This is a genomic window from Ruegeria sp. BHSC029, from assembly GCF_059613085.1.
This window is the reverse complement of record NZ_JBXWRU010000008.1, coordinates 25,598-47,135: the sequence shown is the minus strand read 5'-3', so window position 1 is coordinate 47,135 and position 21,538 is coordinate 25,598. Positions and strand designations below refer to the sequence as shown.

Here is a 21,538-nt window from a genome sequence, read left to right as displayed (position 1 = left end):
GGATCAAAGGCCCCTTCGGCCGCGAATGAGTTTGAGAAGAATGGGCAGAGCCGCCAGCGCGCACAGCCCCAGTATCGGGCCGATCACGAACGGCTCGGTCAGCAGCGACAGGTCTGGCGTCTCGCCCCGGTCGAACACGCCGCCCAGGCCGACGCCGATCCAAGTATAGACGATGCCGCCCGGAATGATGCCCAGCGCCGTGGTCAGCAGAAAGTTCCGGAACTTTACCCCCACCAGCGCCGGCACCAGATTGGCGACGAAGAACGGCACCACCGGCACCAGCCGCATCAGGAACAGCACCGGGATCTCGTTCTCGCGCAACCCGTCCTTGATTCGCTTGACGGTGCCTTCCGAAGCCTCCAGCCGCGCCGTCAACGTCTCACCCAACCCCCAACGGGCCGCCAGAAAGATCGCCGAGGCCCCCACGGTTGCGGCAAATACGTTGAACACGGTGCCCGCGAACAGCCCGAACAGGAACCCGCCCGTCATCGAGGCCACGGCCGCACCGGGCAAAGAAAAGGTGACGATCAGGACGTAAACCAGGATGAAAACGCCCGCCAACGACCAGTAATTGGCATCGCGCCAGGCCAACAACGCCTCGCGATTGTCGCGTAGGGTTTCAAAGGTCAGGTAGTCGCCCAGCGCAAAAAAGCCGACGACGGCAACCGTCAGGATCACGATCAGGGGAATATGTCGTGCCAGCCCGCTGCGCGGCACCTGGGTGGTTTCGGTCATTTCGTCGTCCGGGTTCGAATGCTTCATCTGCCCCACAAGATGCGCACTTGACCCTCTGTGCAACAGGGTCCTCACGCCGGGTTGAACACGCACCGGTTCAATGTGAGAAATCCGCCATCCTCGGGCTGATTCTGAAACTTTTGCCCGGTCGCCCGACAGAATTGTTGCAAAAGGCACGAAAACCCATGCGATGGGGTTTGACTTGCCCGCCGGTTCCCAGTAGAGGACGGGCTTCGAACACCACGGGCAGGCGAATCCGCGCCGCACCCGACCGCCAAAGATTGGAGACGGAGCGATGAAACGCACCTATCAGCCTTCGAACCTGGTTCGCAAACGCCGCCACGGTTTCCGCGCGCGCATGGCCACCAAGGCCGGCCGCAAGATCCTGAACGCTCGCCGTGCCCGCGGCCGCAAGTCGCTGAGCGCATAAACCGCGCGACCTTTCAGGTTTTGAACATGACGCCGCCGGAGGCCCCTGTGGATGGCACTGACCACCCCGGGGATATGCCCCCGGCGGCGTCCGTTTGCGCGCCTGCCCTGTCGGTACTGCGCAAGCGCAGCGATTTCCTCAGGGCCGCTCGAGCGCGCAGACAGGGCACGCCTTCCATGATGGTGCAGGCCCGCAAGCGCGCCCCGGATGAGGCCGAGGGCATTCGCGTCGGTTTCACCTGCTCGAAAAAGGTCGGCAATGCCGTGGCCCGCAACCGGGCCAAGCGCCGCCTGCGCGAGGCGGCCCGCGCCGTTCTGCCGGACCATGGCCGGGACGGATGGGATTACGTCCTGATCGGACGGGCCGAGGTGACCGCCGCCCGCCCCTTTGACGCTTTGCTGGACGATCTGCGCCAAGCCCTGCGCAAGATCCACAGCCCAAGCAAATGACCCTGCTTGCTCATATCCTCGCGCTGCCCATTCAGGCCTACCGGCTGATCTTCAGCCCGTGGGTGGGGTTCAACTGTCGCTATCAGCCGACCTGCTCGGCCTATGCGCTGGAAGCGCTGGAAAAGCACGGCCCGATCAAGGGCGCATGGCTGGCCGCGCGCCGCATCGGGCGCTGCCACCCCTGGGGCGGCGACGGCTATGACCCGGTGCCCGACGACAAACCCGACGCGCCCTGATCTGACACCCCGTCACGCTTGACCCCAGGGGGGTGCGCCGCTGAACATCGGTGTCAGCAACAACCGTCCGAGGCGCCCATGTCCAGATCCAACGCCCGCCAATCTCTGCCCACGCATGAAGTGACGAACCAACCGCCCGAGCGCAACGACGTTGACCTGTGGACCTCGGACCCGGTTCTGAGGGACTGCGCCACGCGCGCCGGGGCGCGGGCGGCCTCGCTGGCCGCCTATGGGGCCGCTCTGGGCCGGGCCGAGACGCGCGACGCCGGGCGCGACGCCAACCTGCACCCGCCCGAACTCTGCCTCTTCGACCGGGGCGGCCGCCGTCTGGACGAGGTGCGGTTCCACCCGGCCTATCATCACATGATGGATCTGAGCCAATCGGCAGGCTATGCCGCACTTGCCTGGGACGGAGCGCCGGGCGGTCACGCGACCCATGCCGCGATGGTCTATCTGGCCAGCCAGGTCGAGCCGGGCCATTGCTGCCCGCTGACCATGACCTATGCCGCCGTGCCGGCGCTGGCCGCCAACCCCGAACTGGCCGAAATCTGGCGCCCGAAACTGACCGCCGACACTTATGACCCAGCCCCCCGCCCGATCAGAGAAAAACGCTCGGCGACCTTGGGCATGGCGATGACCGAAAAACAGGGCGGCTCGGACGTGCGCGCCAATACCACCACGGCCACCCGCGACGGCGATGCCTGGCGGCTGCGCGGCCACAAATGGTTCTGCTCGGCCCCGATGTCCGACGGGTTCCTCACGCTGGCGCAGGCGCCGGGCGGCCTGACCTGTTTTCTGCTGCCCCGATGGCTGGAAGGCGAGCGCAACGCCATCCATCTGATGCGCCTCAAGGACAAGCTGGGCAACCGCGCCAATGCCTCGTCCGAGGTCGAGTTCCATGACGCGCTGGCCTATCAGCTGGGGGATGAGGGGGCCGGCGTGCGCACGATCATCGAGATGGTGCATCACACCCGGCTCGACACCGCGATGGCCCCCGCCGGCCTGATGCGCGCAGCCCTGTCCGAAGCACATCACTGGGTCAGCCATCGCAGCGCCTTTCAGCGCCGCCTGATCGACCAGCCACTGATGCGCGCCGTTCTGGCCGATCTGGTACTGGACTGGGAAGGCGCGCTGACCCTCGGCCTGCGCGTGGCCCGCGCCTTTGACGGGGACACTGCCGAAGACCGCGCCTTTGCCCGGATCGGGGTGGCGCTTGCCAAGTTCCTGTCGAACAAGCGCTGCCCCGTCGTTGCGGTCGAGGCGATGGAGGTGCTGGGCGGCATGGGCTATGTCGACGACACGCCGATGCCGATGATCTATCGCGAAGCGCCCCTGAACGGCATCTGGGAGGGGTCTGGCAACGTGATCTGCCTGGACATTCTGCGCAGCCTTGCGCGCGACCCGCTGGCCGCCCAGACCGTGCAGGCCGAACTGGACGCGGCAACCGGAGCCGACCGCCGCTATGACGCCGCGCTGAAGGCGCATCGCGACCGTTGGCCGACCCTGCCCCCCGAGGCCGAGGCCCGCTGGTTCGCCGAGGCCACCGCGCATCTGCTCACCGCCGCACTGCTGCTGCGCCACGCGCCCGGTGCGGTGGCCGATGGATACGTCGCCACCCGGGTTCTGGGCGAAAGCGGGCGCGTACCCGGATCGGTCTCGGGGCTGGACACTGACGCCCTGCTGGGCCGGCTGTCCGGCTAGGCGGGCCTTGCCCGGTCGGCGCATCTGCGGTAGGGGCTGCGCATGTTCGACGAAGCCGACGATATCCATCCGCTGTTTGCCGGTGCGCCCTCGACCACCGAGTTCAAGAAGCTGCGCAAACGCATCGTGCGCCAGACGCGCGAGGCGATCGAGCAATACGGCATGGTTGACCCGTCGGCCCACGACAAGGACGGCAAGCCGCCGCGCTGGCTGGTCTGCCTGTCGGGCGGCAAGGACAGCTATACCCTGCTGGCCGTTCTGTACGAGTTGAAATGGCGCGGCCTGCTGCCCGTGGACCTGCTGGCCTGCAATCTGGATCAGGGGCAGCCGGGCTTTCCGGCCACCGTGCTGCCCGAGTTTCTGGAACGCATGGGCGTGCCGCTCCGGATCGAGTATCAGGACACCTACTCCATCGTGGTCGACAAGGTACCGCAGGGCCGCACCTATTGCGCACTGTGCTCGCGCCTGCGCCGTGGCAACCTGTACCGGATCGCGCGCGAGGAAGGGTGCTCGGCCGTGGTGCTGGGGCATCACCGCGATGACATCCTGGAAACCTTCTTCATGAACCTGTTCCACGGCGGCCGTCTGGCGACCATGCCTCCGAAACTGGTGAACGAAGAAGGCGACCTGTTCGTCTATCGCCCGCTGGCCCATGTGGCCGAGGCCGATTGCGAGAAATTCGCCAAGGCGATGAACTATCCGATCATCCCTTGCGACCTGTGCGGCAGTCAGGACGGCCTGCAACGACAGCAGGTCAAACAGATTCTGGACCAATGGGAAAAGAACAGCCCCGGCCGCCGGCAAGTGATGTTCCGTGCGCTGACAAATGCCCGGCCTTCGCACCTACTGGACTCGAAACTTTTCGATTTTGCTGGCCTGATGCTGGACCCCGACAAAAACGGCGAAAATTCGGAAGAAATTCCGCTTCTGCGTTAACGTCTGACTCAGAATGATTTCCTAGCCTCCGATTGGACGCAGTTCGCCCAATTGGAAGGCCGGAATCGATGCTGAAAAGGTTCTCACCCCAGAGTTTTCAGAATGCTCTGCTGACCGTTCTGGCAATGCCGCAAGTTCTGGCATTCGTGCCCGCATTGTGCTTGGCTGCTTTCTGGCTGGGCGGCGACACGGCATTGGTCGTTGTCGCCCTGGGGCTGCCCTTGTTGTTTTCGGCTGCCCAACGGCTTCAACCGGGTGCAGGTCTTGGTTCGGCGACGCACATGCGGCCCAGGGGACTGTTGCCACGTGATGCCTTCTACGCCGAGATGGAGTACCTGCACAGCACATCGCGGGCAACCGGAGAGGATTCAGCCTGCATCGTTGTGTCACTTGATGATTTCGACGATGTCGAAGAGCTGCACGGCACTGCGGCAGCCGACTATGTGGCAGGGCGCTTCTGCGACCGCATTCTGGCGGTGATCCGAAGCGAGGATATTGCAACACGCCTATCTAGAAACACGTTCCTGATCGGGTTGCGCCCCTCACGGCATCTGGACCTGGAAAGCTGCATCCAAACCTCGGGACGCATACAAAGCACGGTGGAGGAACCGATCCCTTTGGACAATGCCAGCCTCTATCTGTCCTGCTCTGCTGGATTTTGCCTGCACTCTGCCGTTGCCGATGAAGCGCCGGACAGCTGGATCGAGGCCGCTCGGGCCGCGCTGGCCGAAGCACAGCGGAACGGGCCTTCCACGATCCGCGCCTACTCCGAGGCCACGCGACGCAGATCAGTCGTCCATATCAATTTTCGCAAGGAGTTGGAGACCGCGCTGGAAACCGGTCAGATTCGCCCTTGGTTTCAGCCACAGGTTTCAACGGACACCGGCGACATCACCGGGTTTGAGGCCCTTGCTCGATGGGAACACCCTTCCAAGGGAGTTGTCGGGCCGCAGGTGTTTCTGCCTTTTGCCGAACAGGCCAAGCTGATGCCCAAGCTGGGCCAGACGATCCGCCACCAAGCCTTTCGCGCGATGCGTGACTGGGACTGCGCTGGTGCCGTCATTCCTCGGATCGGCATCAACTTTTCGTCGGACGAATTGCGGGACCCCTCACTTGTTGACCGGGTGCGATGGGAGTTGGACCAGTTCGACCTTTCGCCGGACCGGCTGGCCGTGGAAATCCTTGAAACCGTTTTTTCGCGCCGCCCCGATGATGTCATCACCCGCAACGTGACCCAGTTGTCCAAGCTCGGCTGTTGCATCGATCTGGACGATTTCGGCACTGGTCACGCATCATTTTCGTCGATCAAACGCTTTGATGTCTCCCGCATCAAGATCGACCGGTCTTTCGTGTCCAACGCGGACCGGGATCCGTCCCAGCAGAAAATGGTCAGCGCCATTCTGATGATGGCCGAGAGGTTGAACCTTGAAACCCTGGCCGAGGGGGTGGAAACCCCCGGCGAGCACGCGCTGATGGCGCAATTGGGGTGTCACCATGTCCAGGGGTTTGGGATCGGCAAGCCGATGCCGGTCGAGCATACGCTCGACTGGATCAAGGACCGCCGCGCGAAACTGGAAGGCGCACCGCGGATTGGCCGCGAAATGGGCCGGAAATCCTGATTTCGGGGACTGGATTGCCCTACACTCACGATTTCCGGGGCGATTCCGCTTGACCTTTTGGGCTGCACTCTGTTGAACCCTGCGGTGTCTTTCACTGCTCAAGGTGGCTGTCCCAGATGGACGATCAGAACAAGAATCTCATCCTTGCAACCGCGCTTAGTTTCCTTGTGATCCTGGTCTGGTTTGTGCTGTTCCCCCCACCGGAACCGACCACAACGCCTGAGCAGGCTGAAATCAGCGCCTCGGAGGGGGAAGAGGTTCAGACGCCCAGCGCCGGAAGCACGACTGTCGGCGAGGCAACCGCCACCGCAGAGGAAACCCTGCCGGAAGCCACCGCGCCGCGGATCCAAATCGACACGCCGCGTCTGTCGGGTAGCCTGTCGCTTTCGGGTGGACGGATCGACGAACTGTATCTGAAAGACTACAAGGTCTCGATCGACGAAGGCGCTCCGATCGTCGAACTGCTGTCGCCCGTTGGGTCCAATTCGGCCTATTACGCCCTCTACGGGTGGGCGCCCGGTGCCGGATTGGCTGGCTCGGACGTGCCGGGCCCGAATACCATCTGGACGCTGGAACAGGGCGAGACCCTGTCGGTAGACAGCCCCATAACCCTGAAATGGGAAAATGGCGCGGGCCTGACATTCCGCCGCACGATCGGTGTGGATGCGGATTACATGTTCACCGTGACCCAATCCGTCGAAAACGGCACCGGAGCCGAGGTCGGAATGGCCCCATACGGCATTCTGGCCCGCCACGGCATCGGCGAGGATGGCGATCTGCCGGGGTTGAAGAACTTCTTCATCCTGCATGAAGGTGTGATCGGCATGGCCGACGGGACCCTGTCCGAGGTCGACTATGGCGATGTCCGCGATTTTGACATCGACCCCAACGAACGGGCACAGGCCGAGGTCTATCAGGTCAAGGAAAACGGCTGGATCGGCTTTACCGACCATTATTGGATGACCACGCTGATCCCCGATCCGGGGTCGGCTTTCAAGGCGGCCGCGAAATATGACGCGCGTCGGAAGATCTACCAGGCCGAAACGGTGTTGCCGACGATGACGGTTGCCCCTGGCGAATCCGCCGAGGTTACCACCCGGCTGTTTGCCGGGGCCAAGGAATGGGAGACCATCCGCGAATATCAGGCCCAGGGCGTTCAGAAGTTTATCGACAGCATTGACTGGGGTTGGTTCTTCTTCCTGACCAAGCCGATCTTCTGGCTGCTGCACAACATCAACGCCCTGATCGGCAACATGGGTTGGTCGATCATCGGGCTGACCCTGATCATCAAGGCAATCCTGTTCCCGCTGGCGTTCAAATCCTACGTCTCGATGGCGAAGATGAAGGAATTGCAGCCACAGATGGAAGCCCTGAAAGAAGCTGCCGGCGACGACCGTCAGAAGATGCAGCAGGGCATGATGGAGCTGTACAAAAAGGAAAAGGTCAACCCGGCCGCCGGCTGTCTACCGATCCTGCTGCAGATCCCGATCTTCTTTTCTCTCTACAAGGTGATTTTCGTCACCATCGAACTTCGGCAAGCCCCCTGGTTCGGTCCTTTCCGGGACCTGAGTGCGCCGGATCCGACCTCGATCATCAACTTCTTCGGCTGGCTGCCGTGGGCCGGACCTGAGCCGGGCACGCTGATGGCGACGATTTTCATCGGCATCCTACCGCTGCTGCTGGGGATCTCGATGTGGCTGCAGCAAAAGCTGAACCCGGCGCCCACCGACGCGACCCAGGCCATGATCTTTGCCTGGATGCCATGGGTATTCATGTTCATGCTGGGCAGCTTTGCCAGCGGGCTGGTCGTTTACTGGATCGCAAACAACACCATCACGTTCACCCAGCAATACCTGATCATGCGCAGCCAGGGCTATACGCCGGATGTGTTTGGCAACATCAAGTCGGGGTTCAAGAAAACCCCCAAGACGGACAAGAAATGACCGGGCAAGTCACGCAGATCTGGCGCCATCCGATCAAAAGCCATGGCAGAGAATCCCTGCAGGAAGTCACCGTTATCCCCGGGCAGACCATGCCCGGGGATCGCGTTTGGGCGGTGGCGCATGAGATGTCCAAGGCCGACGGATCCGAGTGGGCGCCCTGCGCCAATTTCAGCCGCGGCTCGAAGGCGCCCCAGCTGATGGCGATATCGGCCGTTCTGGACGGGGATCGCGTGACCCTCAGCCACCCGGATCGGCCCGAACTGATCTTTCGCCCGGACACAGAACAAGACCTGTTTCTGGAGTGGGTCCGCCCGCTGATGCCCACCGACCGCGCCGCATCTGCACGGATCGTCCGGGTTCCCGGCCGTGGTATGACCGACAGTGACTATCCCTCGGTCAGCCTGTGCAACATAGCCTCGCACCGGGCGGTCGAGCAGCGTCTGGGCCGCGAACTGTCGATTTGCCGCTGGCGTGGCAACATCTGGTTCGATGGCCTTCCTCTTTGGGAAGAATTCGATTGGCTGGATAAGGATGTGCAGATCGGCGAGGCCGTATTTCACGTGCGCGAACGGATTACGCGCTGCATGGCAACGACTGCGAACCCCGACACCGGAGTGCGGGACGCGGATACGCTAGGCGCTCTGCGCAGCTGGGACCATCAGGATTTCGGAGTATACGCCGAAGTCATTCGCCAAGGCACGATCCGCCCCGGAGACAAGGTGCAGGTTCTATGACAGCTCTGCCATTTCCCCTGGCGGCCGATCCCGACGAGCAGGCAAAAGAGGCCGGCCGCAAGCTGTTTGCCGGACCGTCCGAGTTCGTCAAGGGCGTGGTGGCGATGAACGGCCTGCCCGCCCCCGACCGGCTTGAGGTCTGTTTCGCCGGCCGGTCGAACGTGGGTAAATCCAGCCTGATCAACGCTCTGACCGGCACCAAGGGGTTGGCCCGCGCCTCGAACACGCCGGGCCGCACGCAAGAGATCAACTTCTTCACCCAGGGCCCCGACCTGTATCTGGTTGACCTGCCCGGCTATGGCTATGCCAATGCGCCGGTCAAGGTGGTCGAGAAATGGCAACGCCTTCTGAAACAGTATCTGAGCGGGCGGCAGACCCTGCGCCGGGCCTTCGTGCTGATCGATTCCCGCCACGGCGTGAAACCCGTGGATGACGAGATCATGAAGCTGCTGGACACCAGCGCCGTGACCTTTCAATGCGTGATGACCAAGGCCGACAAGGTCAAGGCCAAGGACCGCGAAAAGATTCTGGAACAGGTGCGGGGCGCCCTGTCCAAACACCCCGCTGCCTATCCCGAGATCGTGCTGACCTCGTCCGAGAAGGGCGACGGCATCCCGACGCTGCGTTCGATCATCGCCAATCTGGAATGATGCTGCTGATGCGCGTCATTTCGGTGCTGACGCTGGTTGCCGTGATGGTATCCGGTGCAATCCCGATGGGCTGGATGCCCACGCGCAACTCGGACGGGGCGATTCTGATGGTGATCTGCACCGGCGACGGCCCGGTCGAGCGCTGGATCGACCCGGGCGAGGACGCCCCGGACCACAACGACACAGACGAACGCAGCGCCTGCCCCTATGGCGGGATTGTTCTGGCAGGCCAATTGGCCGAAGTGGGAACGGTACTGCCTGCCGACTGGCCGATTGCCGCGCGTTGGGCGCATGTGGATTTCACTCATCGCAGCGCCGGGTTCCACGCCCGGTATGATGCCCGGGGTCCGCCCCACGTCTCCTGAATCCGCGAACAAGACCTGAAACCTCGGCCGCCCGGCCGGGGATGTTCCGAATTTCTGGAGACTGAAATGGCACAAGACCGCCAAACCGGGGTCGCGCAGGCGGCCCGGCGCGAGCACGCGCAAAAATTCTATAGGGCCGCCTGGCGGTGGCACTTCTATGCGGGGCTTTTTGTTGTCCCCTTCCTGATCATCCTGGCAGTGACCGGCCTGATGATGATGTTCATTACCCAAGCCGATGGCCGCGACGGAGAAAAGATCGCAGTCGAGATCACGGGCCAGGCGATGCCCGCATCCGAACTGGCCGATCTAGTGCAGGCCCGCGTTCCGGGCCGCGTAGTCGAATGGATCGGCCCCAAAGCGCCGGATCTGGCAACCGTGTTCCGAGTCAAGGCCGAAACCGGCCAGCGCATGGTGGCGATCGACCAGTATTCCGGCGAGGTGATCCAGGTCTGGGACCGTCGCGCGGGGTGGTACGATCTGGCCGACAACATCCACTCCACCCTGCTGATGGGCGATACCGGCGATCGCATTCTGGAAATCGCGGCCGGGATGGCGCTGCTGCTGGTGTTCACCGGCCTTTACATGTGGTGGCCGCGCGGCAACGTGGTGTCGGCCCTGGTGCCCGAACTGCGGGCGCGGGGCCGGGCCCTGTGGAAATCGCTGCACGCGGTCACCGGGTTCTGGATGTCGCTTCTGCTGGTCGGGTTCCTGATTTCGGGCATGTCTTGGACCGGGATCTGGGGCGGCAAGTTCGTGCAGGCCTGGAGCAGCTTTCCGGCCGAGAAATGGGACAATGTCCCACTGTCGGACGATTTGCATGCCAGCATGAACCACGGCAGCCAGAACGACGTGCCCTGGGCACTGGAACAGACACCGATGCCGGCTTCGGGTTCGGAGGCAGGCGTTGCCGGCGTACCTGCGGGCGTTGCGGTCAATATTGATGCGATGGTTGCGCTGGGTGAGTCCCTGGGCACGCAGAACCGGTTCCGCGTCGCCTATCCCAACGGCGACACGGGCGTCTGGACCCTGAACCGCGACAGCATGAGCGGCGATTCGACCGACGCCACCGAAGACCGCACCGTCCATGTCGACCAGTACACCGGCAAGATCCTGGCCGACGTGCGGTTTCAGGACTACTCGCTGATAGGCAAGGCAATGGCGGTGGGCATTCCGCTGCATATGGGTCTGGCGGGTCTGTGGAACTTTGTCCTGAACGTGGTGTTCTGCCTGTCGGTGATCTTTGTCTGCGTGTCCGGCGTGGTCATGTGGATCAAGCGGCGGCCCTCCGGCGCCAGCCGTCTGGCGGCGCCGCCGATGCCGTCTGAGATGCCCCTGTGGAAGGGCGCGGTGCTGGTCGGGCTGTTCACGGCCATGGCCTTTCCGCTGGTCGGGCTGACGCTGCTTGCGGTGCTGGCCGTCGACCTGCTGGTGGTCAGCAACATCCCCGCGGTTCGGCGCGCATTCAGTTGACCGGTTCGGGCGGTGCCCCTGTGGTCCGCCCGTCTGCGTGGCGCGACAGCGTCCCCCTTTTGGCGCGCCACGCAACAAAACCTGCGGCCTACCCGTTCCGGGCTTGGCAGGTCCGGCCAAAGGCCCTAACAGGGAAGGCCAGAGGGACGACAGCCATGAAGAAACAGGACATGAACCGGGATTGGATAGCCACCGCCGCCACGCTCAACAGCGCCCTGCCCTATCTGCAGCGCTATGACGGGGCAATCGTCGTGATCAAGCTGGGCGGGCACGCCATGGGCAGCGACGAAGCGATGGAGAGCTTTGCCCGCGACGTGGTGCTGATGCGTCAGGTCGGCGTGAACCCGGTGGTCGTGCATGGCGGCGGGCCGATGATCAACGCGATGCTGGACAAGCTGGACATCCAGTCGGACTTCGTGAACGGCAAGCGCGTCACCGATGCCGCCACGGTCGAAGTGGTCGAGATGGTTTTGTCCGGCGTGGTCAACAAGCGCATCGTGCAGGCCATCAATGCCCAGGGTGGAACGGCCGTCGGCCTGTCGGGCAAGGATGCCAACCTGATGACCTGTGAGCAGACCGATGCGTCGCTGGGCTATGTCGGCACGCCCGCCGAAATGAACCCCAAGATCCTGCATGATCTGTTCTCGCATGACGTGATCCCGGTGATCGCCCCGCTGGGGGCGGGCCGCAATGGCGAGACGTTCAACGTGAACGGTGATACCGCTGCCGGAGCGATTGCCTCGGCGCTGAAGGCCGACCGCCTGCTGCTGCTGACCGACGTATCGGGCGTCAAGAACGCCGCCGGAGAGGTCGTGACCGAACTGAAGGCGGGCCAGATCCGGGAAATGACCCGCGACGGCACCATTGCCGGCGGTATGATCCCTAAGACCGAAACCGCGCTGGACGCGCTGCACAGCGGCGTGCGCGCCGTGGTCATTCTAGACGGCCGTGCCCCCAATGCCGTGCTACTGGAATTGTTCACCGAACATGGTGCGGGGTCTCTGATCCGCCCCGACTGAAGCGAGCAAGCCCGCCCTTGCAGTTCACATTCACATGCTTAAATTTGAATGCATGGAGCGTGAACTCATCATCCGCTTGGGCATCTTTCTGACGCTGTTTCTGGCCTTCGCATTGGCCGAAAGGCTTGCCCCGCGCCGCCCGCTACGCGTGCCTCGATCGCGCCGCTGGCTGACCAACCTGTCGGTCACCCTTTTGAACACACTGACACTGCGGGCGATGGCGATCGGGTTCCCTTTGCTGGCCGTCGGGGCCGCCTTGGATGCCGGCCGGTTGGGCGTCGGAGTTTTCAACGCTCTGGACTGGCCCAAATGGGTCGAGGTCACCCTTTGTGTCCTGGTGCTGGATTTCGCCATCTGGGCGCAACATCTGATCACCCACAAGGTGCCGATCCTGTGGCGTCTTCATCGTGTGCACCATGCCGACCGGGATATGGATGTCACTACGGCCGTTCGCTTTCATCCGGTCGAGATCGCCTTGTCGATGGGTTTGAAGATCGGTCTCGTCTACCTGCTGGGGCCCAGCACGCTGGCGGTCATCCTGTTCGAAGTCCTGCTGAACGGCACGGCTTTGTTCAACCATTCGAACATCCGTCTGCCCGCCGCCGTGGATGCCGCCATGCGCCGAATACTGGTCACACCGGACATGCACCGGGTCCACCATTCGGTGCTGCGCAGGGAACATGACAGCAATTATGGCTTTGCATTATCCATCTGGGATCGTTTGATGGGGACGTATGTGGCACAGCCCGAGGCCGGCCACGACGACATGACGGTGGGGCTTGAATGGCAGGACGATCGACCGACGAAGCTGGGGTGGAGCCTCGCTCTGCCGTTTCGACGCAAGTGACCTATGATCAAGTGGTGCCCACATCCGAGGCCGCGGGCCTGATCGTCATGGGCGCGCAACACCCGCGGGTGAGTGGCGCCAAACAGTTGGATAGTGGCACGCTTATTCTGCTCGGGGCAGGCAGCAGCTTTTGGCCGGTCCTTACCGCTTCGGCCGAGTGGTTGGACGGCAAGCCGGACCCGGTCGACCGTTGGTCGCTCCGAGTGGTCGGCACCCTTGCGGAAAACCTGGGCGCCCAGGCGTGGTATCCGTTCGGCGGCCCCCCGTATTCGCCATTCATAGATTGGGCGTTGAAATCGGGACGTACGTTTCAAAGCCCGGTGGGCGCGCTGGTGCACGACACGGTGGGAATGATGATTTCATTCCGTGGGGCCCTGCATTTTGATCACGAGTTCGACATTCCCGTCGCAGTCAACCCGTCACCATGTATCAATTGCCCTGCGCCCTGCGCATCGGCCTGCCCGGTCGGGGCCTTGAACGCCAAGACGTTCTACGACGTCGACGCCTGCCACGGCTACTTGAGAACTCCGCCTGGTCAGGCCTGCAAGACACAGGGATGCGCGGCCCGGCTGGCCTGTCCGCTCAGCGCGGGGGCCGGACGTCGGGTCGAGCAATCCGCCCATCACATGAAAGCCTTTCACCCGGAATGACCTGCACGCTTATCCTGACCCGCCACGCAAAATCCAGTTGGGACCATCCCGGCCTGCCCGATCATGACCGACCGTTGAACAAGCGCGGCCGAGCTTCGGCATCTGCCATCGGCGATTGGCTGCGGCGCAAGGGGTACTTGCCAGACGAGGTCCTGAGTTCTTCATCCGAACGCACGCGCGAGACCTGGCTTCGGATGGGGCTGAGTGCGTCCAACATCCGGTTCCTCTCCGAACTCTATCATGCCTCGCCCGATCAGATCCGGCAGGCGCTGTACAGAGCAACGGGTCAAACGGTCCTGCTGCTGGGCCACAATCCGGGGATCGCGGAATTCGCGGAACGTATTGCTCAGTTTGCACCGAAGCACCCGCGGTTCCTCGACTATCCGACCTGTGCGACCACGGTTCTTCGTTTTGATCTGTCGGACTGGTCCGGAATAGGTTGGCACGGCGGCCAGGTGATCGAATTCGTCACGCCGCGCGCGTTGCTGGAATGAAAAAAGGGCGGGGTGATCCCGCCCTTTCCAACGTCGCTTTCAACCCGCCTCAGTGACCCAGAATCTGGCTGAGGAACAGCTTGGTGCGTTCGCTCTGCGGGTTGTTGAAGAACTCTTCCGGCTCGTTCTGTTCAACGATCTGACCGGCATCCATGAAGATCACCCGGTTCGCCACCTGGCGGGCAAAGCCCATCTCGTGCGTCACGCAGAGCATGGTCATGCCTTCCTCGGCCAGCTCGATCATCGTGTCGAGCACCTCTTTGATCATCTCGGGGTCCAACGCCGATGTCGGCTCGTCGAACAACATGATCCGCGGCATCATGCACAGCGAGCGGGCAATCGCCACACGCTGTTGCTGACCACCGGACAGCTGTCCCGGATACTTCAACGCCTGATCGGGGATCTTCACCTTCTCAAGGAAATGCATCGCGCGCTCTTCGGCCTCTTTCTTGGGCGTTTTACGCACCCAGATCGGGGCCAGCGTGCAGTTCTCCAGAATGGTCAGATGCGGGAACAGGTTGAAGTGCTGGAACACCATGCCAACCTCGGACCGGATCTTGTCGATGTTCTTCAGATCGTTCGACAACTCGGTGCCGTCCACCACGATCTTGCCCTGCTGGTGTTCTTCCAGCGCGTTCAGGCAGCGGATCAGAGTGGATTTGCCCGACCCCGACGGCCCCGCGATCACGATCCGCTCGCCCTGATTGACGGTCAGATTGATGTCGCGCAGCACGTGGAAGGACCCGTACCACTTGTTCATGTTGGTGATTTCGATGGCGACCTCGTCGCTCACCTGCATTTTAGAGCGGTCAATTTCGCGGTCGATTGCAAGTTCAGACATGTGTTGAACTCCTTAGTGATGGTCCGTGGCAAGGCGACGCTCGAGCCACTGGGAATATTGAGAGATGCCGTAGCAGACGACGAAGAACAGAAGCGCGGCAAAACCCAGAAGCTCCCAATAGACGCCGTTCCATTCGGTCGACGCCAGGATGGGACCCCGGATCATGCCCACCAGATCGAACATCGAGATGACCGAAACCAGCGTTGTATCTTTGAACAGACCAACGGCCACGTTCACGATACCAGGGATTGAGATCTTCAAGGCCTGCGGCAGGATGATCAGACGCATCGCCTGCGGGTAGTCCAGACCCAGACTGTCTGCTGCCTCATACTGACCGCGCGGAAGCGCCGCCAGACCGCCGCGGATCACCTCGGCGATGTAGGCGGCAGAGAACATGGTGATCATGATCACGACGCGCAGGAACAGGTCGACCGTGCTGTCAGGCGGGAAGAAATAAGCCAGCATCACCGAAGCCACGAACAGCAGCGTGATCAAAGGCACGCCACGGATGAATTCGATGAAGATGACGCAAACCCACTTGATCAGCGGCATATCGGACTGACGACCCAGAGCCAGTGCAATACCTAGGGGCAAGGACAGTGACACACAGGTCACGCCCAGCATCAGGTTCAGCATAAAACCACCCAGGTCACGGCTGGGCACCGCAGTCAGCAGCGCACCTTCGTTGGCGTCTTCGGGAATTAGTGCCCCGCCGACATTCCACACGACCAGCGCCACGACAATGGCCCCAAAGAACCCGGCTGCAAAGCTGTTGCGGCCAAATTTCTGGAACACCACGCCTGCCGCGACACAGCCCAGCAGAGCCACGATGGGCACCATGATGGTTCCACCCCAAATCAGCCAGAAAGCGATAAACGGGTAGAGCGCTGTAAACAGCAGCAACTTACGAGGCAGGTCGAAGAACAGAACAGGTGCCACAGCGACCAGCATCAGCACAAACGCCAAGTTCGGGCGCCAATACGCTTCTACTGGATATTTGAAACCGTAGATCAGTTGATGCCAGCGCTCGGTCAGAACTGCGAAACAGGCCCCGGTCTTGCCGTCCAGAATCTCGCGGCATTGCGCCAGCGAGTCCGCATTCCAAACGCCGTTCAGAATCCACGGCAAGGTGTTCTTGAGAAGCACATAGATCAGCAGAATCGACAGAAGGGTGAGGATCGTGTTTGTGACGCCCGAGAACAGGTTCTCGCGCAGCCATTTGACGATACCCGTCTGGTTTGCCGGCGGAGGCGACGGAGGAATGGTGCCGTCGGCCACAAATGCGATCGGATTTGTTGTTTGATCAGCCATGGCTCAGCGCTCCTTCAACTTGACGGATGCGTTGTAGATGTTCATCGCCATCGAAATCAGCAGCGAGGCTGTCAGATAGAACAGCATCAGCAGCAAGACGCACTCGATCGCGCGACCGGTTTGGTTCAGCGTGATGCCACCCAGCGTTGCGGTGATATCCGCATAGCCGACTGCAATCGCCAGAGACGAGTTCTTGGTGATGTTCAGATATTGCGAGATCAACGGCGGGATGATGACCCGCAGCGCCTGAGGCAGGATCACAAGATTCATGATCCGACCGGGACGCAGGCCCAGCGCGGCCGCAGCCTCGGTCTGACCTTTTGAAATCGCCTGAATACCCGCACGTACGTTTTCTGCGATGAAGGCGCCGGTATAGATCGACAAAGCGAACCACAATGCGATCAGCGGACCGCCGACCTTGATACCACCGCTGAAGTTGAAACCTTTCAGCGCGGGGACATCCCAGGTCAGGCCCATCAAAATCATCAGCAGCGCAAAAGGCACAAGCCAAACTGCAAGCTTCACAAGGCCAGTCTTTGGACGCTCGCCCGTCTGTTCCTGTTTGAGCGTGGCGCGTTTCTCAATTTCACGAGACGCAAACCAGGAAGCGACCAAAACCGCGATGACCAGCAGCCAATTCAGAAAGGTCGAACCGAACAGCCCATTCGCAAACTCGGGGCGCGGGACATAGACGCCACGGTTGGTAAAGGCGAACAGGTCGAACAGCATGCTGGATGTTGGGTTATCGCCGCGGAACTCCCTCGGTCCCGGCAGCACGGCTGTCATGATCGTGAAGATGATGATGATCCAGATCAGAACCGGAATATTCCGGAAGATTTCCACGTAGACCGCCATCAGCTTGGATACGAGCCAGTTGTTTGACAGGCGCAAAACGCCTGCGATCACGCCAAACACCGTCGCAGTGATACAAGCCAGGAATGCAACCAAAAGCGTGTTGAGAATGCCGACGACAGCCGCACGCCCATGCGAGGACTGGCTGTCATATTCGATCAAACGTTGGTTGATGTCATACCCGGACGGATCGCCCAGGAAAGAATAAGAAATGTTGAGCCCTGCGGCCCTAAGGTTCTGGATCAGGTTGTTACCAAGATACCAGATGCTGAGCGCAATAACGATTGCCGCGATCACCTGAAATGTAAGAGAGCGATAGCGTGTATCGTTTATGAGCATCGACAACCGAAAGTCAGCCTTCGGTGGGTCAGTCATAGTCGACATATTTTGGGATCCCCGTGCTTTTCGGACGCTTCCTTCCCGGCAGGGTTTTCCCCGCTCCCGAGCAGCCCGTAGCATTCTGTTTTGCAAAAAAGGGCGCAGGTTGCCCTGCGCCCTTTTCCGTGGATTTTAGCGGAACGGCGGCGAGTACAGCAGGCCACCATCGGTCCACTGTGCGTTCAGACCGCGTGCCAGACCGATCGGGGTTTCCTCACCGATGTTCTTGGCAAACACTTCGCCGTAGTTACCACCCGCCTTGACGGCGCGCATGGCCCACTGTGCGTCCAGGCCCAGCATCTCGCCCAGGGTGCCTTCGCTACCCAGCAGACGGTTGATTTCCGGGTTCTCGGTACCTGCAGCCATCTCGTCGATGTTCGCCGAGGTGATGCCCAGCTCTTCGGCCGAGATCAGAGCGTTCAGGGTCCAGCGAACGATGTCGCCCCACTCGTTGTCGCCGTGACGGACCAGCGGACCCAGCGGCTCTTTCGAGATGATTTCGGGCAGCAGAACGTGATCACCGGGGTTTTCGAACGTGGCGCGGGTTGCGGCCAGGCCCGAAGCGTCGGTGGTGTAAACGTCACAGGCACCTGCCAGGTACTGCTGCTGCGCTTCGGCGTTGGTTTCGATCGGAACCGGCTCGTAGCTGATGTTGTTCGAGCGGAAGAAGTCCGCCAGGTTCAGCTCGGTGGTGGTGCCGGTCTGGATGCAGACAGTGGCGCCGTCCAGTTCCTTGGCCGAGCTGACGCCCAGTGCCTTGGGAACCATGAAGCCCTGACCGTCGTAGTAGTTCACACCCACGAATTCGAACTTCAGGTCGACGTCGCGGCTGAAGGTCCAGGTGGTGTTACGGGCCAGCATGTCAACTTCGCCCGAAGCCAGAGCGGTGAAGCGGGTCTTGCCGGTGGTGGGAACGAATTCAACAGCGTTCGCGTCACCCAGAACGGCGGCGGCTACTGCGCGGCATACAGCAACGTCAAAGCCCTGCCATTCGCCATTCGCGTCAGGTGCAGCAAAGCCAACCAGACCGGTGGTCACACCGCAGTTAAGCTTGCCGCGCGCTTTGACGTCGTCCATGGTTCCTGCCGCGGCCGCGCCGGCAGCAAGACCGGCAATCGTCGCCGCGCCCAAGATTACGGATTTTTTCATTTTTACCTCTTCCTGATTTCCCGCCCCATCCCGGGACGGATCTTGTCCGACACACAAAGGTAGCCGGATAGGTTACCCCAAAGGTGTCTCCCCTTTAGTGCGCCCGAGTTTGGGCGCATTCATAAACAAACGTCAAGGGTCGGATCAGTGAAAACGATATGTTCCCGGCAAGGCAACTGCCCAAGCCTCTCAAATCAGGACCAGAAAGGCTCAAACCGATAGATCGTAGAAGGTTTTCGCGTGCAAAAAGGCGATCTTCTTCAGTTCGGCGGCTTGGACCGCCTCGTCGTCATCCCCCCATTGCTCGGCCTGCCACGATTCATCCAGCCGAGAAATGCGCCATATCTCCTCCGGGTTGCGCCAGTTTTGGGCAGCGGCAAAACCCAGAATCAACGAACCCGACAGACTCACAAGGTCGTGAAACGCCGCCAGACGGAACGCGTCCAGGTCGTGAACCTGCCGACGCAGCCGATCCAGCGCCTCGGGGGCCTGAGGCTGATGCCGGACGCCTTCGACCGGGATCAGTCTGGCGCCCAGCGTTTCCGCGGCCCAGTCCAGCGCGGGATCCCATTCGCGGCGCTGACGTTCGATCAGGGCTTCGGGGTGGGTTGCGCGATAGCAGAGCAGGTCCGAATCGCCATAGTCCGACAACATGTCGGCCACTTCCGCGTGCTGATGCTGCACCTTGTCGATTGCCGCGTTGGCCGAGCGGGTGAAGGGCATCGCCGCCGGATCGATTTCCTTTTCCTGCGCGTCCCATTCGCGGGCCACCGCCTCGGCCATGGCCCGGGTGGGCAGGACCAGAGCAGCCTTGGCCGGTGTCCGTACCCGGCGGCCGTCCAACTCGACGGTATAGCCGCCATCGGTCGCGACCACGGCACTGGCTGTCCAAAAGCGTTTCGGTTTCCACTCACTCATGTCGTTATCCCCAGACTTCGGTCAGGACGCCAGGCAACTGCTCGAACCGGTCGATCACCGCGGACGCCGCAGCCAGCTGCGACCGATCATGATAGCCCCAGCCCACACCGATCCCCGCAACCCCGGCGGCCCGCGCCATTTCCATGTCAAAGCTGGTGTCGCCGATCATCACCGCATCACCGGCCGAAACCCCTGTTTCTAAAAGCGCCGTTTCGATCATCGAGGGATGCGGCTTGGATGGATGATAGTCCGCCACCTGACGGGTAACGAAGACCGAATCCAAACCGTGCGCCTCGAGCAAGGCATCCAACCCCCGCTGCGATTTACCCGTCGCCACGCCAAGAAGGATCTCGGGCACGGCCTGCAACGATCCGATAACCTCGCGCGCGCCGGGATAGAGCGGAGAACTTGCCGCCCCCATCTCAAGCCGATGAGCGTGATACGCCTCTTTGTAACCCTCGACCAACCGGTGTTGAGTTGCCTGCGACTGATCCGGCGCGAGGCGTGCGATTGCAATCGGCAAGGACAGCCCCACGATCGACAGGATCGCCGCGCGATCTGGCACCGGAAGGGACAGAGCCTGAAAACTGGCGGTCATGGCTGACACGATGCTGGCCTGGCTGTCCACCAGCGTCCCGTCGACATCGAACAGAACCAGGCGCAGAGGCGCGGTCATTGCAACTCCTCGAACGGGTCCTCGGCGGCCAGATCTTCGGTCCAGCCCAAAGTATCCCAGCTGTCCTTCATGTGCGGAGGCAACGGAGCGTTGATCGTGACCTGCTTGCCGATCATCGGATGCTTGAACGACGCGGTTCGGGCGTGCAGATGCAGCTTTTTGCTGATGACCCCGCCCAACTGTGCGCCCCAGCCGTCGCCCAGGTTTTCCTGACCCGAGCCGCCATATTTACCATCGCCGACGATCGGGTGCCCGATGGCCGCCATATGCGCGCGCAGCTGGTGCGTGCGGCCGGTGACAGGCTCCATCGCGACCCAAGATGCGCGCCCCGCCACCCGATACAGCGTGGCATAAAGCGTATGGGCCCGTTTGGCACCCGGCGTGCTGTCGATCTCGTTCAGGTGGACGGCGATCATCTTTTCGCCCTCGCCCTGCTTGCCATGGCCCGGGGCCTTGACCAGCCCGGTCTTGATCTCGCCCAGATACGGGGTCGGCACACCAGCCACCAGCGCCCAATAGATCTTGCGCGTGTTGCGATGCCGGAAGGCCGCGGTCAGCCCCTTGGCCGCTTCGCGCGTACGCGCCATCAGCAGAACGCCCGAGGTGTCCTTGTCGAGCCGGTGCACCAGCCGCGGGTTCTCGTCATAGCCAAAACGCAGCGCCTCGGCGAGGCCGTCCACATGCCGGGCCTGGCCGCTGCCGCCCTGAACGGGCAGGCCATGGGGCTTGTTCAGTGCCAGCACGTGGTCGTCGCGATAGATCACGCAGGACTGGATCATTTTCGCATCGGCATCCGTCACGCGGGGGCGGGCCGGGGCCGGTTTGTGATCCGGGTCCGGCAGGGGCGGCACGCGCACCACCTGCCCCGCCTGCAAGCGGGTCGAGCCCTTGACCCGGCCGCCGTCCACGCGCAGTTCACCCTTGCGGCACATCTTTTCGATCCGGCCCTGGCTGACATGCGGGAACAGGCGCCGCAACCAGCGGTCCAACCGCTGGTCGCCGTCGCCCGGCTCGACCGTGATCATCTGTACGCCGCTCATGCCAATACCCCTTGCGACCGGATGCTGCGCGCCCGGAAAATCGCCCGTGTCAGTGCCTCAGAAAACATCCGCGTCTGTCGCGCGCCGCAAGGCAA

Annotated in this window: 23 protein-coding genes; 15 read left to right on the top strand and 8 right to left on the bottom strand. The window is 62.1% G+C overall.

The features are described 5' to 3' along the window. Positions 1-3 precede the first annotated feature (3 nt). Entirely contained in the window at positions 4-735 is a 732-nt protein-coding gene (locus tag AC2FML_RS18135) for a TVP38/TMEM64 family protein (protein WP_170436567.1), read from the bottom strand. Positions 736-1,030: 295 nt separating this feature from the next. Between AC2FML_RS18135 and rpmH the strand changes: the two genes are divergently transcribed. From rpmH to AC2FML_RS18060, 15 genes are all read left to right on the top strand, one after another. Then, a complete protein-coding gene (gene rpmH, locus AC2FML_RS18130) occupies positions 1,031-1,165 on the top strand; it encodes a 50S ribosomal protein L34 (RefSeq protein WP_005980833.1) in 135 nt (44 codons plus the stop codon). A 26-nt stretch (positions 1,166-1,191) separates the two neighbouring features. Beyond that, on the top strand, positions 1,192-1,614 hold the full coding sequence (rnpA, locus tag AC2FML_RS18125) for a ribonuclease P protein component (RefSeq protein WP_496735487.1): 423 nt from the start codon (positions 1,192-1,194) through the stop codon (positions 1,612-1,614). Further along, positions 1,611-1,850 carry a membrane protein insertion efficiency factor YidD gene (yidD, locus tag AC2FML_RS18120; RefSeq protein WP_496735488.1) on the top strand — a complete coding sequence of 80 codons (240 nt, stop codon included), beginning with the start codon at positions 1,611-1,613 and terminating at the stop codon, positions 1,848-1,850. The genes rnpA and yidD overlap by 4 nt, the downstream gene beginning before the upstream one ends. A gap of 78 nt (positions 1,851-1,928) precedes the next feature. After that, a complete protein-coding gene (locus AC2FML_RS18115; protein WP_496784010.1) occupies positions 1,929-3,551 on the top strand; it encodes an acyl-CoA dehydrogenase family protein in 1,623 nt (540 codons plus the stop codon). A 42-nt stretch (positions 3,552-3,593) separates the two neighbouring features. Then, positions 3,594-4,487: a tRNA 2-thiocytidine(32) synthetase TtcA gene (gene ttcA / locus AC2FML_RS18110; RefSeq protein WP_496784009.1), complete on the top strand. Its 894-nt coding sequence runs from the start codon at positions 3,594-3,596 to the stop codon at positions 4,485-4,487. A gap of 68 nt (positions 4,488-4,555) precedes the next feature. Further along, positions 4,556-6,106: a putative bifunctional diguanylate cyclase/phosphodiesterase gene (locus AC2FML_RS18105; RefSeq protein ID WP_496784008.1), complete on the top strand. Its 1,551-nt coding sequence runs from the start codon at positions 4,556-4,558 to the stop codon at positions 6,104-6,106. Between the two features lie 116 nt (positions 6,107-6,222). Further along, complete coding sequence (yidC, locus tag AC2FML_RS18100; RefSeq protein WP_496784007.1) at positions 6,223-8,049, top strand: membrane protein insertase YidC; 1,827 nt, start codon at positions 6,223-6,225, stop codon at positions 8,047-8,049. Next, positions 8,046-8,783 (top strand): MOSC domain-containing protein, encoded by a 738-nt coding sequence (locus AC2FML_RS18095; RefSeq protein ID WP_170368027.1) that lies wholly within the window; start codon positions 8,046-8,048, stop codon positions 8,781-8,783. Before yidC ends, AC2FML_RS18095 begins: the two co-directional genes overlap by 4 nt. Then, positions 8,780-9,433, top strand: coding sequence for a ribosome biogenesis GTP-binding protein YihA/YsxC (gene yihA / locus AC2FML_RS18090; RefSeq protein ID WP_480729226.1), 654 nt, complete (start codon positions 8,780-8,782; stop codon positions 9,431-9,433). Before AC2FML_RS18095 ends, yihA begins: the two co-directional genes overlap by 4 nt. A gap of 8 nt (positions 9,434-9,441) precedes the next feature. Then, complete coding sequence (locus AC2FML_RS18085) at positions 9,442-9,798, top strand: DUF2946 family protein (RefSeq protein WP_254437162.1); 357 nt, start codon at positions 9,442-9,444, stop codon at positions 9,796-9,798. Positions 9,799-9,864: 66 nt separating this feature from the next. Further along, entirely contained in the window at positions 9,865-11,268 is a 1,404-nt protein-coding gene (locus tag AC2FML_RS18080) for a PepSY-associated TM helix domain-containing protein (protein ID WP_496784006.1), read from the top strand. 155 nt (positions 11,269-11,423) lie between these two features. After that, positions 11,424-12,287, top strand: coding sequence for an acetylglutamate kinase (gene argB, locus AC2FML_RS18075; protein WP_170361663.1), 864 nt, complete (start codon positions 11,424-11,426; stop codon positions 12,285-12,287). Positions 12,288-12,339: 52 nt separating this feature from the next. Beyond that, positions 12,340-13,134 carry a sterol desaturase family protein gene (locus tag AC2FML_RS18070; protein WP_496784030.1) on the top strand — a complete coding sequence of 265 codons (795 nt, stop codon included), beginning with the start codon at positions 12,340-12,342 and terminating at the stop codon, positions 13,132-13,134. Beyond that, positions 13,071-13,784 carry a ferredoxin gene (locus AC2FML_RS18065; RefSeq protein WP_496784005.1) on the top strand — a complete coding sequence of 238 codons (714 nt, stop codon included), beginning with the start codon at positions 13,071-13,073 and terminating at the stop codon, positions 13,782-13,784. The genes AC2FML_RS18070 and AC2FML_RS18065 overlap by 64 nt, the downstream gene beginning before the upstream one ends. Continuing rightward, positions 13,781-14,278, top strand: coding sequence for a SixA phosphatase family protein (locus tag AC2FML_RS18060; RefSeq protein ID WP_170361664.1), 498 nt, complete (start codon positions 13,781-13,783; stop codon positions 14,276-14,278). The genes AC2FML_RS18065 and AC2FML_RS18060 overlap by 4 nt, the downstream gene beginning before the upstream one ends. 49 nt (positions 14,279-14,327) lie before the next feature. Here AC2FML_RS18060 and AC2FML_RS18055 read toward each other — a convergent pair whose 3' ends face one another. The 7 genes from AC2FML_RS18055 to AC2FML_RS18025 all read right to left on the bottom strand — a co-directional run bounded on the left by AC2FML_RS18055 (position 14,328) and on the right by AC2FML_RS18025 (position 21,443). Next, on the bottom strand, positions 14,328-15,119 hold the full coding sequence (locus AC2FML_RS18055) for an amino acid ABC transporter ATP-binding protein (RefSeq protein WP_170361666.1): 792 nt from the start codon (positions 15,117-15,119) through the stop codon (positions 14,328-14,330). Positions 15,120-15,131: 12 nt separating this feature from the next. Beyond that, the gene (locus AC2FML_RS18050) at positions 15,132-16,430 is read right to left on the bottom strand and encodes an amino acid ABC transporter permease (protein ID WP_170342939.1); all 1,299 of its coding nucleotides are present in this window, start codon (positions 16,428-16,430) and stop codon (positions 15,132-15,134) included. Between the two features lie 3 nt (positions 16,431-16,433). Continuing rightward, positions 16,434-17,666 (bottom strand): amino acid ABC transporter permease, encoded by a 1,233-nt coding sequence (locus AC2FML_RS18045; protein WP_170361668.1) that lies wholly within the window; start codon positions 17,664-17,666, stop codon positions 16,434-16,436. A 126-nt stretch (positions 17,667-17,792) separates the two neighbouring features. After that, on the bottom strand, positions 17,793-18,809 hold the full coding sequence (locus AC2FML_RS18040; RefSeq protein WP_093965393.1) for an amino acid ABC transporter substrate-binding protein: 1,017 nt from the start codon (positions 18,807-18,809) through the stop codon (positions 17,793-17,795). A gap of 210 nt (positions 18,810-19,019) precedes the next feature. Then, entirely contained in the window at positions 19,020-19,727 is a 708-nt protein-coding gene (locus AC2FML_RS18035; protein WP_496784004.1) for an ATP12 family chaperone protein, read from the bottom strand. A gap of 4 nt (positions 19,728-19,731) precedes the next feature. After that, positions 19,732-20,403 (bottom strand): HAD-IA family hydrolase, encoded by a 672-nt coding sequence (locus tag AC2FML_RS18030; protein ID WP_496784003.1) that lies wholly within the window; start codon positions 20,401-20,403, stop codon positions 19,732-19,734. Next, on the bottom strand, positions 20,400-21,443 hold the full coding sequence (locus tag AC2FML_RS18025) for an RluA family pseudouridine synthase (RefSeq protein ID WP_170421968.1): 1,044 nt from the start codon (positions 21,441-21,443) through the stop codon (positions 20,400-20,402). The genes AC2FML_RS18030 and AC2FML_RS18025 overlap by 4 nt, the downstream gene beginning before the upstream one ends. Between the last annotated feature and the right edge of the window lie 95 nt (positions 21,444-21,538).